The sequence below is a fragment of the Robertmurraya massiliosenegalensis JC6 genome (genome assembly GCF_000311725.1).
GTDB lineage: Bacteria > Bacillota > Bacilli > Bacillales > Cytobacillaceae > Robertmurraya > Robertmurraya massiliosenegalensis.
Map to the genome: position 1 here is coordinate 1,123,856 of NZ_HE978511.1, position 11,513 is coordinate 1,135,368.

Below are 11,513 nucleotides of genomic sequence, written 5' to 3' on the forward strand. Positions count from 1 at the left end.
GGTGGAAAAATTATACTTAAAACCCATATAAAGTAACTTCTATATACCCTTGTGGATATTTTTGCAATGCTAATGGAGAAGAAGGGATTATTTATGGAATCAAATTTTACAGTTCGAAATTTGTGGTCAGGAATTCTTTTTGGTCTCGGATTGATAGCTTTTTTGGATGAAGCTGTTTTTCACCAAATCCTACACTGGCATCATTTTTATGACAAAAGTTCACTTTCAATTGGCTTCGTTTCTGACGGTCTCTTCCACGCATTCAGTTGGTTTGCGACCATTGGTGGTCTTTTTCTACTTGCGGATTTAAGGCGTAGAAATGCTTTTGTGTTAAAAAGATGGGTAGGGGGTGTATTTCTTGGGGCCGGTGGGTTCCAATTATACGATGGGACGATCCAGCACAAATTAATGAGAATTCATCAAATCCGTTATGTAGACAATGTCATCTTCTACGACTTCACTTGGAATATCATTGCGGTTATCATGGTCTTCATTGGTATCTTCCTTATTATAAAAACAAAGAAGTCATTAAGAGGTGAAATAGAAAATGCACAATGAAAATGTTCTTCTCCTTGTTCTACCATTTATATTGTTAATAGTGGGTTATATATTTGCTGTCCTACGTTCCAACCAGTACACTAAACGCTGGACATTATACCGTACTAGTTCTTGGATTTTAGGGATGCTTTGTATCACTGCAGTATTTATTGGCCCTTTAGCAGAACTTGCTCACACAAATTTTACAGCCCATATGCTAGGACACTTACTTCTTGGAATGATTGCTCCGCTGCTCATTGTACTATCGGCGCCAATGACTCTTCTTTTACGCTGTCTTCATGTAAAACGAGCTCGTCAACTATCATACTTGCTTAAATCGACTCCAGTACGATTAGTTCATGATCCCCTTATTGCTTCGGTCCTTAATATGGGTGGGTTGTGGCTTCTCTATGCAACAGATCTTTATTCAGCTATGCATCATCATATATTTCTATTTTTGTTCGTCCACATTCATGTATTTCTTGCAGGCTATCTTTTTACAGCATCTATCGTTTATTTTGACCCAACTCCACATAGAACAAGTTATATCTATCGCACGATTATTTTGATTCTTTCCTCAGCAAGCCACGCAATTCTAGCAAAATACCTATACACTCATCCACCAGCAGGTGTACCAAAAGCCCAGGCAGAAAAAGGGGCGATGCTTATGTATTATGGAGGAGATGCAGTCGATATAATCTTGATTATCATCTTCTGTTTTCAATGGTACAAAGCTAGCAAACCAAAAGCAGAGTTCCTTAAAAAAGGTGTAGATGTTTAAAAAGCGATCAGAGATATTTTCTCTGACCGCTTTTTAATACGAATGACCACTTTATTTCAAGTGCAAATAATTCTGTTGTCTTAATGCTTCATAAATCAAAATAGCAGCCGTGTTCGAAAGGTTTAACGAACGTACATTTTCGTTCATTGGGATTCTCAGACATCGTTCTAGGTTTGCCTCAATTAAATCCTTTGGAAGACCTGTCGTTTCTTTTCCAAATAGAAAATAATAATCTTGTTCCTGTTGACTATAATCAAAATTTGAATGCGGCTGAGTTCCAAACTTAGTTAAATAGAAAAATTCCCCTCCAGCATTCTTTTCAAAAAATTCATCTAAAGAATCGTAATAGACAATATTGACAAATTCCCAATAATCTAATCCTGCACGCTTTAACATTTTATCATCTGTTGAAAATCCTAATGGGCGGATTAAATGGAGAGTTGTATCTGTTGCTGCACAAGTGCGGGCAATATTCCCTGTATTTGCTGGTATCTCTGGTTGATATAAAACGACATGCACTGCCACCAAAATTCACTTCCTCATACAATTTACTCAATTCGTTCGTCCATTTTTGCTTTTTGTAAAAACATAAGTTTTCTAAAAAAAAGACGTATGTGAAAAGAGCCTATTTATTCTATGAGCTATTATATCACTTTTTTACACTTGAAGAAATTTCAATTTTGGTCATCTTTTATATGAAGAAATTTATATTTAATATTGGGTGTATACGCTGTCGAATCCTCATAAGCCCAGTACCTCATTCGACTATTTGCCGTATTGGCATTAACGAGGGGCATGCCATCTCCGTCCTTAGCCGTAACAATGGTGGTATGATCAAATCTGCCATCCCCTTGAAAATCATAACAAATAACATCCCCGTACTCCAATTGCCCGGGTTCTGATACTTCTTCAGCACGCAAGCCTCTTTTGGCATTCGGTAAGTACCACCTGAAAGAATGAGCCACCGTCCACGTATAGCTCCAATTTCGATTTTGCATCCACCAGCCATTACTTCGATTAGGATAGCCGACCATTGGAGCTTCGCCAGCATGAAGACATTGTGAAATATAATTCGTGCAATTAACATCAAACTTTTGATAGGCAGGATTAAACTCATTCCACCATCGCTCCGCATATTTAACAGCCTTCAGTCGATCATATTTAAAATACACACGTTCATCTCCATCGGTCACCTCACCAAGTGTGAAAGCAGCGCGATGATCAGGTTGTTCAACATTTAATTCCTGATCCTCAATCAGAATCCCCTTATAAAATTCAGCCACCCGTTCCTCCACTTCTTCCTCGACATATATATTGCCTTTATGATTAATTACATATTGAAAATGAGCACGGTAAAAAGCTTTAGGAGTCTCTGCTTCTTCTGATATACGATCGATTTTTCCGGTCGCATGGACCTTGACGATCTCTCCTTTTCTTTTCGAAACACTCTCTTTCTTCTTCTCCATTTTTTCGCATATGATATTCCTTGAGTTCGTAACACATTGATTCACACGTTTCATGAGATGTTCTTGCAGTTGTTCCTTCATGTTGCTCCCTCCTCTCACAACATATATATGAATAAAGATGTGAAAAGAGAAATTAAAAAAAGGAACTCAACCGAATGAGCTCCTTCTAACTAAATCATTTCATTATTGCATAGCAATCCAAACACTTTTTACTTCTGTATAGTTATTAAGTGCGTAGGATCCCATTTCACGTCCGATTCCCGATTGCTTATATCCGCCAAACGGAGAAGCTGCATCAAATGCGTTGTAGCAGTTCACCCAAACAGTTCCTGCGCGAAGATTATTAGAGATGTAATGTGCTTTGGCAACATCTCGTGTCCACACACCTGCAGCTAAACCATATTCACTATTATTTGCACGATTAATTAACTCGTCTATATCATCATATGGCATAGCCGCAATTACTGGTCCAAAAATCTCTTCTTTAGCGATCGTCATTTCATCTCTAACATCAGCAAAAATAGTTGGCGAAACAAAATAACCTTGATCCTGTGGTTTGTTCCCGCCAGTTACAAGTTGAGCGCCTTCACTAAGACCTTTTTCAATATAGTTAAGCACGCGATTTTGCTGCTCACTTGACACAAGAGGCCCGATTTCTGTATCGGCATGAATTCCTGCGCCTTGTTTTATCTTTTCTGCATGGGAAGCCATATCCGCTACCACGTTATCGAAGTCTTTTTTCTGAATAAACACTCTAGAACCGGCACAGCAAACTTGTCCTTGATTAAACATGACTCCATTTAATGCACCTGGGATTGCTTTTGTTAAATCAGCATCAGGAAGAATAATATTTGGTGATTTCCCTCCTAATTCCAAGGTAACTCTTTTCAATGTTTTTGAAGCATTTGACATAATCAACTTCCCTACTTCAGTTGATCCAGTGAACGCAATTTTGTCGACTAATGGATGATCGACTAATGGTTGACCAGCAGTTTCACCAAAGCCAGGAACAACGTTGACAACCCCTTTTGGGAATCCAACTTCATCAATTAATTCGGCTAAGTAGAGCGCCGATAGTGGTGTTTGCTCTGCCGGTTTAAGAACGACCGTACAACCAGTTGCTAGAGCTGCACCAAGTTTCCACATGGCCATTAGAAGTGGAAAATTCCATGGAATAATTTGTCCGACCACCCCTACTGCTTCGTGACGAGTATAATTGAAATAAGGTCCGCTAACAGGAATGGTCTGTCCAACAATCTTTGTTGACCAGCCAGCATAATAGCGCATATGTTCAATGGCTAACGGGATATCTGCGTTCGTCGTTTCACGAATTGGTTTTCCATTATCTAACGTTTCTAACTGAGCAAGTTCTTCACGATGCTCTTCCATTAAATCAGCAAGCTTATACATAAGACGGCTGCGTTCAGCGGCACTCATCTTTGACCAAGGCCCTTCATCAAAAGCTTGACGAGCAGCTTTTACCGCAAGATCAATATCTTCTGCCTCTGCTTCGAAAACGGCAGCTAGCACCTCACCTGTTGCTGGATTGTAAGAATCAAACGTTTTTTGAGACTTACTCTCAACAAATTCTCCATTAATATAAAGCTTCTTCTTACCACTCAAAAATTTTTCTACTTTTTCTTTTAACCCTACTGCAAGTTGACTCATAAAATTCCTCCTCTTTAATTAGTATTTTATGTAGCACTAGTAGTAAAATGGGTAATCCTGTAAGCGTTAACACTTACAAATGAATCGTAACACTATCAATCTTCCAGAATCAATGTTTAAAATTCTAAAAATTCCGATATTTAATGACATAATATACTACTTTTTTCCAAAATTCAGTATAAATCGAAAACATTCGTGAATTTGGCAACTCATGATCAATTAAAAAACATGACTCATAAAAATCTCGTGAGTCATGTTTTTAGTTAAAGTAAAATTAATGTTTAATTAATCGAAGCCCTTTTTCAATCTCATTTACCACATCAGTGTCCGTTTCTTTTTCCTTCGCTTGAAGCAACTCCTGCTCTGCTTTCTCTCCACCGATTTTCCCAAGTGCCCATGCGGCAGTCCCTCTCAACACCGGCCTTGAATCTTCCTTTAACATAATCGTTAAATCATCTACCGCAGTTTCATCCTTAAAATGGGCAAGGGCAATGACCGCATTGCGTTGGATCGGCTTCTTCCCTCGCCACGAACCAGAAAGTTGACCAAATCTTGCTTTAAAACTACGGTTGCTCAAATACAAGATTGGCTTTAATAGCGGTTTAACGACCTCTGGCTCAGCTTTCATTTCATCATGAAATTGATAATTTTTCCCTTTATTTTCAGGACAAGCTGTTTGACAAGAATCACAACCATAGAGACGATTACCAATTTTATCGCGAAATTCATCTGGAATAAAATCCTTTGTCTGTGTCAAAAAGGCAATGCAGCGTTGAGCATTAATTTGACCACCTTGAACTAACGCTCCCGTAGGACATGCATCAATACATTTGTTACAATCACCACAGCGCTCCTCCATTGGTTCATCTGGTTCAAAAGGGAGATTGGTTATCATCTCACCTAAATAGACGTAGGAGCCGAATTCCGGAGTGATAATCGCACAGTTCTTCCCACTCCATCCAATACCTGCTCGCTCTGCAACAGCTCGGTCTACTAATTCTCCTGTATCAACCATTGATTTACATCTTGCCGCAGGAACTTTTTCCATAATAAAGTCTTCTAACTTTTTCAACCGTTCTTTTAAAATAAGGTGGTAATCTAAGCCCCAGGAAGCTCGACAAAAAAGACCACGACGTTCGCCTTTTTTACTAGTGACCCGTTCACTCATTTTTGATGGATATGCTAATGCAATCGAAATAATAGACCGTGGTTGCTCCATTAATAATGAGGGATTCACTCTTTTTTCAATGTCGGGCTCTTCAAATCCAGATTGATAGCCTAATTCCTGCTGCCTGAGTAAGCGATTTTTCAGTCCATCAAAGGTGTTTGCAGTCGTAAATCCGATTTTATCAATGCCAATTGTTTTGCTATATTCAATAATTTCATTTTTTAATTGATCGTAATTCATTCATATCCCTCCTTTCTTAAAGGGATTTATATTTAAATGAGTTTCTTATTTGTGAAAAACCATATCCACTATGATAAACTATTTTCATGAGTTTTTGGAGGTGGAATGCTTGGAAATTACTCTATCACCCCAGTTATACACGCTTATTCCAAATTTTAAAATCGGAGTCATTCATTATCACAATATTGAAGTCGGTACCTCTCCTCAAATGTTAAAAGGAAGATTACAGCTATTTCAAGAATCGATTTTCTTTGATTTGGAAGATAAAAAAGTAGAGGAAATAGAAGAAATTAGTGAATGGCGCAGCATATTTAAAGAGACAGGACAAGATCCGAATCAATTTCACCATTCAGCAGAAGCACTTTATCTTAGAGTCCAAAAGCAACAATTTCTTCCTTCAGTTAATAGTGCAATCGATTTAACGAATTTCTTTTCCTTACAATATAAAATTCCATTAGGGATTTATGATTTAGGGGCAGTTAATGGATCGATTAACGTACGTATCGCAGAAGAGGGAGAACACTATGAAGGGCTTAACGGAAGAGTGAATCACTTACATCAATTGATCGTCACAGTAGATAACAACGGTCCTTTCGGTAGTCCTTATGTTGATTCTACTAGAACTTCTGTCTCTGAAAAGACAAAAGCTGCGGTCCAAATCATCTATTTGAGACCATCCATGGAATTATCCGAAGCAAAACTGATGGTAGAATCGTTACGCAACATGTTCCTTCAAATCCATGGTGGTGAAGCAAACATGCAGATCTTACACGAATCTTCCTTATAAAAAATCGGAGCCAATAGCATTTGCTATTGGCTCCATTTTTATAGAAAAAGGGGTAAATCTGGTTATTATGTTCTCACCTTAATAGACGAATGAGTGGATAAAAAGTTTCAACTTTTTTTATTTCGTCACAAAATAAAAAACGCAATACTTCGTTCTTTTCGATACGAAATACTGCGTTATATATGTATTGGAGCGGGTGATGGGAATCGAACCCACGACAACAGCTTGGAAGGCTGTGGTTTTACCATTAAACTACACCCGCATTTTTATTGAGATAATATTTAATTTTATTCCCTTATTTTGGCCTTACATGCCTCTAACTCTTATAGCTAATTCGAGGATGCCTTGTCGTCGAGGCAACTCGTAGGGAATTCACAGATGCTTTCCTCGTGGCTGTGGTTTTACCATTAAACTACACCCGCATTATATTATAAATTGTATTTTTTTAGTTTCCTTACTCTGGCCTTACATGCCTCTAACTCTTATAGCTAATTCGAGGATGCCTTGTCGTCGAGGCAACTCGCAGGATATTCTCGGATGCTTTGCTCGTGGCTGTGGTTTTACCATTAAACTACACCCGCACTAATTAGAAGGATTTAGTTTATTCTATTAGCAAAAGTTAGAACATAGAACAATATATCACTATTTTTTTTGACCGTCAAGGGTTCATAATGGGAGTCTGTCGAAAAATAAGAGGTTTTGTAGTTATTCCTGCGATTATTGAAAATATTTTGACAATACTCTAAAATAAGAAGTGGATACAATTACATAGGTCTAACGGAGGATATCCACATGATACTACTAAAAGGTTTGCTCCTAAATCTCCTTTTTATTTTACTGATTGTTTTATTTTTCAATATGATAATAGTGAATAAGCAGAAGATGCTCTCACTTAATTATCAAAGAGGGACTCTTGCACTCATCTCATCCTTATTGATTATTCTAAGCCTATTATTATCAATCCCTATTGAGGAGAATTTTGTTTATGACCTAAGATTTGTTCCATTTCTATTAGGAAGCCTATATGGCGGAAAAAAAGTAACACTTTGGTTAGGAACATTGCTCATTTTAGTACGGATTCCTATCGGTGGTGATGGAATATGGTTAACAATCATTCTTGTAATCTTCTCCACCGCCGTGATCCTCGGTCTCTCTCAATTATTTGAGAAGAAATCAACGAAATGGAGATTGTACTTTACAACTAATTTTGCGTTCCTGTATTCCATTTTTGCTTTCTTAATTCCTTCTTTTTACTATGGATTTCAAGAGATACTTACTTTTTTCATATACTCTTTTGTGCTTACCTCTTCAACCTTCTTTGTCACGTACCTGTCTGAATTGCTACGCACCACATATATATTACAACTAGAAGCTATAAAGAACGAAAAAATGGAAATTGTGAGCCATCTAGCTGCGAGCATCAGTCATGAAGTTCGAAATCCATTAACATCGGTAAAAGGATTTCTTCAGCTTATTCTTGAGCATAAAGGGATTCCAGATAGTTGTAAAACATACGCCTCACTCGCTTTAGATGAGACAAGCCGTGCAGCAGACATCATTAATGACTATCTTACCTTTGCAAAACCGCATCCTGAAGTGCTTCATGTTCTTGATATTGAAAATGAAATCTTAAAATGTAGAGAAATCATTACACCGCTTTGCTTAAGACACACGGTAGAAATGAATATCGTCTTTTTTCATACAAAAAGAATCCAAGGAGATCCACATAAATTTCGTCAAGTTCTACTGAATATTTGCAAAAACTCGATCGAAGCCATGCCTAACGGCGGAACCCTTTCTATTGTCACCGCTACCAAGTTTAATAAAACATTCATCCATATTACCGATACTGGTCAAGGGATGAGTCCTGAACATCTTGCCCGCTTAGGTGAGCCTTATTTTTCCTTAAAAGAGCAAAAAGGAACTGGACTTGGCATGATGGTCGTCTATCGAATTGTTGAAGGTATGGGTGGTAGCGTAAAGGTGAGCAGTGAAGAATTGGTTGGAACTTCTATTACACTTAGCTTTCCAAGTATCGCATAATTGAACAAGCACGAAAAGGCAGCGAGAGCACGAACCTCGTTGCCTTTTATTCATAGGATGAGTTAATTTCTAGGTGCAAATAACATGACTGAAACGCCGATAAGACAAATCACTCCGCCTAACCAATCGTATAAATCTGGTGTTTTCCGATCAATTCCCCACCCCCATAAAATGGATAGAACGATAAACACTCCACCGTAAGCGGCATACACCCTTCCGAAGGTCGGAAAAGACTGAAACGTTGCGATTACCCCATAGAGTGCAAGTGTCAACCCACCAATAATACCTAAATAAAAGGATTTCCCCTCACGTAGCCATAACCAAATTAAATAACCACCGCCTATTTCTGCAACTCCAGCTAATAAAAATATTATAAATGCCATCATACTTACTCTCACTCTCTCCTTAGTTCATTCACTTCTTCATCTCCCATTATGACAGAACCGTGAATAATGAAAAACGTATTGATTTTTCTAACAATAGGTTATAAAATATGTACTGAGTATAAATTGTATATACAATTTATACTCAGTACATATTTTATAAAAAGAGGAGCTCAAAACATGATTAGAATTGCATTTTCCTTTGCTGGTGGATTTGTTCTTATATTCGTTGAAGCATATATTGTCTTGTTAATAAAAGGGTACCACTCTATCGATTTCGGAGGGATACAACCATTCTTTAATGTATGGATTATGAACTTCTTCTTTCTCTTCACGATCCTCACCCATATAAAAATGTGGATGAACGAAGAAGGCAATTCTAGACGAACCATTCGCTAGATTCATGTAACCACTAGAAAAATTTTCAAAAAAGTATATAGTAAAAGTAGAGTGTTTTTGTAGAAATACTCATTTGTACTTTAATAGAAAAAGTGGTGGTAAATTTGAAAATTGGACGATCTGCTAACAAAAAACTACAAATGGAAGAAAGAATTTACGATGCAGGCATGACTCTTTTTCAGGAAAAAGGAGTAGAAAATACAACACTTCAAGAAATTTGTGAATTAGCAGGTGTTTCGAAAGGAACCATTTTTAATTATTTTTCTTCTAAAGAAGATATCGTTGCGAAATTTGGTCAAAATCAAATAAAAGTATTAAGAGAATTTGCAGAACAGCTACCAGCATCTATGAACACAAAGGAAAAAATCATTGCCGTTCTAATCGAAGATATACGAGGAGTCAAGGAGTCTGCCTTCAGCGCAAAAGCCGCCTTAAAAGGGATTTCCGAAGGCGGAGAAAAGGTCTATCAGTTAGAGTCGAAAAATAGAAGTGATCTAGCTAGTATTTATGAAAGTATTCTAAAAGCGGGCAAGAAAGAAAAAAGTGATTTGAATACTGCATTAGTAGCCGACCTTATTGTAAGCACTTATTTCCATGTCCTCAATAAACATTTCTACCATAATAATCAATTAGATATGCTTGAAACGTCTATTATTGATTCCGTTGATGTGCTCTTTAATGGAATTAAATCACATATAATCAATTAAATTAACTCGGTACTTAGCTCATGCTAAGTACTATTTTTTATGCTTACCAAATAATTTGTATACTTCGAAGGCATTACCATAAAATAAGTCAAGAAAAGATATGAATCATACATCATTGGAGGTAAGCGTTTTGGGAAATTCCAAGAATAAACAAACCTTAACCGCTGCAGAAATATCCGCTCTTTGGCTTCAATATTTAGGCGACAGCATGGCTATTTGCATTTATAAGTATTTTCTTAAAATTGTTGAAGATAATGAAATTAAATCCATTATAAAACTATCCTTGTCGTTAGCTGAGAAGCATATTACCAATATCAAAGAATTCCTAAAAACGGCCAATTTTCAAATCCCAGTGAGTTTTACTGATGATGATGTAAATCTAAAAGCTCCACGTTTATTTTCAGATCAGTTTCTCCTTTTCTATTCCTATATTATGACCTTACATGGATTAACTGCGTATAGTCTCGCCATTACCAATTGTGAACGAGAAGACATCCAGAATTATTATTATGAATGCGTTAAATCATCTAAAGATTTGTTTCAATGAATAGTTAGGTTGGCTGAGCAACAACCGAAATTTTCGGCAGTCCCCACTATCCCTACCCCTCAAGGAGCTGAGTTTACTGAAACAACAGGCTTCATCTCTAATTTGGTTGGGGATAAAAGACCACTCAATAGTTCTGAAATCAGCAATCTATTTTTTAATTCAAAGAAAACTGGTTTTATCCGATCACTGAGTCTTGCTTTCAGTCAGGTGGCAAAACAAGAAGATGTCCGTGAATTCATGTTAAAGAATGTGAAGCTTGCTGGAAAAGATGCAGACAGCTTTAATCATATTTTAGAGCAAGATCATTTACCCATTCCGGAAAAATGGGATGTAGATATCACTTCATCTACTGTTAGTCCTTTTTCAGACAAGCTCATGATGTTTCACGCAGCTTTACTGGTCAATACGGCTCTTTCCTATTATGGAGCATCACTAGGTGCGAGTTTGAGAACCGACATTATTTTAAATTACAGAAAAGTATTTAACCATGCCATGCAAGCAGGAGGCCTTTGCTACAATATTTTGGTTAAACATGGATGGCTAGAGAAACTTCCTGAAACCATCGATCGAGAATCTTTAGCAAAAAGTACGAAAAAATAAAAAAGCATCTACAAAATGTAGGAAGCTTCTGGTTTGTCTTATTCGATCCAACCATCTCTCACCCTTAAGCGGAGTTTTTCCTGTTATCTCCTCAATGAAGTCCCTTTTCGGGGAAATAACGGAAGATTTTCCGCTTATGGAGAGCAAAATCGTTTATTTTGGCATGTTTTGAGGGAATAGCAGGAAT

13 protein-coding genes and 1 tRNA gene are annotated in these 11,513 nt (G+C 37.3%); 8 read left to right on the top strand and 6 right to left on the bottom strand.

Annotated elements, in window-relative coordinates; all coding sequences use genetic code 11:
• Positions 1 to 93 precede the first annotated feature (93 nt).
• Positions 94 to 558: a DUF2243 domain-containing protein gene (locus BMSHG_RS05620; RefSeq protein WP_019153459.1), complete on the top strand. Its 465-nt coding sequence runs from the start codon at positions 94 to 96 to the stop codon at positions 556 to 558.
• A complete protein-coding gene (locus tag BMSHG_RS05625) occupies positions 548 to 1,318 on the top strand; it encodes a cytochrome c oxidase assembly protein (protein ID WP_019153460.1) in 771 nt (256 codons plus the stop codon). The genes BMSHG_RS05620 and BMSHG_RS05625 overlap by 11 nt, the downstream gene beginning before the upstream one ends.
• A gap of 51 nt (positions 1,319 to 1,369) precedes the next feature.
• Here BMSHG_RS05625 and trmL read toward each other — a convergent pair whose 3' ends face one another.
• The 4 genes from trmL to queG form a co-directional block, all read right to left on the bottom strand.
• Positions 1,370 to 1,843: a tRNA (uridine(34)/cytosine(34)/5-carboxymethylaminomethyluridine(34)-2'-O)-methyltransferase TrmL gene (trmL, locus tag BMSHG_RS05630; RefSeq protein ID WP_026073341.1), complete on the bottom strand. Its 474-nt coding sequence runs from the start codon at positions 1,841 to 1,843 to the stop codon at positions 1,370 to 1,372.
• Between the two features lie 149 nt (positions 1,844 to 1,992).
• Positions 1,993 to 2,865, bottom strand: coding sequence for an amidase domain-containing protein (locus tag BMSHG_RS05635; RefSeq protein ID WP_019153462.1), 873 nt, complete (start codon positions 2,863 to 2,865; stop codon positions 1,993 to 1,995).
• 102 nt (positions 2,866 to 2,967) lie between these two features.
• A complete protein-coding gene (locus BMSHG_RS05640; RefSeq protein WP_019153463.1) occupies positions 2,968 to 4,452 on the bottom strand; it encodes an aldehyde dehydrogenase family protein in 1,485 nt (494 codons plus the stop codon).
• Between the two features lie 274 nt (positions 4,453 to 4,726).
• The gene (gene queG, locus BMSHG_RS05645) at positions 4,727 to 5,860 is read right to left on the bottom strand and encodes a tRNA epoxyqueuosine(34) reductase QueG (RefSeq protein WP_019153464.1); all 1,134 of its coding nucleotides are present in this window, start codon (positions 5,858 to 5,860) and stop codon (positions 4,727 to 4,729) included.
• A gap of 109 nt (positions 5,861 to 5,969) precedes the next feature.
• Between queG and BMSHG_RS05650 the strand changes: the two genes are divergently transcribed.
• On the top strand, positions 5,970 to 6,647 hold the full coding sequence (locus tag BMSHG_RS05650; RefSeq protein ID WP_019153465.1) for a B3/B4 domain-containing protein: 678 nt from the start codon (positions 5,970 to 5,972) through the stop codon (positions 6,645 to 6,647).
• Positions 6,648 to 6,835: 188 nt separating this feature from the next.
• Here BMSHG_RS05650 and BMSHG_RS05655 read toward each other — a convergent pair.
• Positions 6,836 to 6,909 (bottom strand) — tRNA-Gly (locus tag BMSHG_RS05655).
• A gap of 530 nt (positions 6,910 to 7,439) precedes the next feature.
• Between BMSHG_RS05655 and BMSHG_RS25760 the strand changes: the two genes are divergently transcribed.
• Positions 7,440 to 8,690: a sensor histidine kinase gene (locus BMSHG_RS25760; protein WP_019153466.1), complete on the top strand. Its 1,251-nt coding sequence runs from the start codon at positions 7,440 to 7,442 to the stop codon at positions 8,688 to 8,690.
• Between the two features lie 62 nt (positions 8,691 to 8,752).
• On the opposite strand, the gene BMSHG_RS05665 is transcribed toward BMSHG_RS25760, so the two are convergent.
• On the bottom strand, positions 8,753 to 9,076 hold the full coding sequence (locus BMSHG_RS05665; protein ID WP_019153467.1) for a YnfA family protein: 324 nt from the start codon (positions 9,074 to 9,076) through the stop codon (positions 8,753 to 8,755).
• A 177-nt stretch (positions 9,077 to 9,253) separates the two neighbouring features.
• Between BMSHG_RS05665 and BMSHG_RS05670 the strand changes: the two genes are divergently transcribed.
• The 4 genes from BMSHG_RS05670 (at position 9,254) to BMSHG_RS29005 (ending at position 11,326) form a co-directional block, all read left to right on the top strand.
• On the top strand, positions 9,254 to 9,472 hold the full coding sequence (locus BMSHG_RS05670; RefSeq protein ID WP_019153468.1) for a hypothetical protein: 219 nt from the start codon (positions 9,254 to 9,256) through the stop codon (positions 9,470 to 9,472).
• Between the two features lie 104 nt (positions 9,473 to 9,576).
• Positions 9,577 to 10,179, top strand: a complete 603-nt coding sequence (locus tag BMSHG_RS05675) for a TetR/AcrR family transcriptional regulator (protein ID WP_019153469.1) — start codon at positions 9,577 to 9,579, stop codon at positions 10,177 to 10,179.
• A 130-nt stretch (positions 10,180 to 10,309) separates the two neighbouring features.
• The gene (locus BMSHG_RS29000) at positions 10,310 to 10,726 is read left to right on the top strand and encodes a DUF3231 family protein (RefSeq protein ID WP_019153470.1); all 417 of its coding nucleotides are present in this window, start codon (positions 10,310 to 10,312) and stop codon (positions 10,724 to 10,726) included.
• 9 nt (positions 10,727 to 10,735) lie between these two features.
• Positions 10,736 to 11,326 (top strand): DUF3231 family protein, encoded by a 591-nt coding sequence (locus BMSHG_RS29005; protein ID WP_019153471.1) that lies wholly within the window; start codon positions 10,736 to 10,738, stop codon positions 11,324 to 11,326.
• The last annotated feature ends 187 nt before the right edge of the window (positions 11,327 to 11,513 follow it).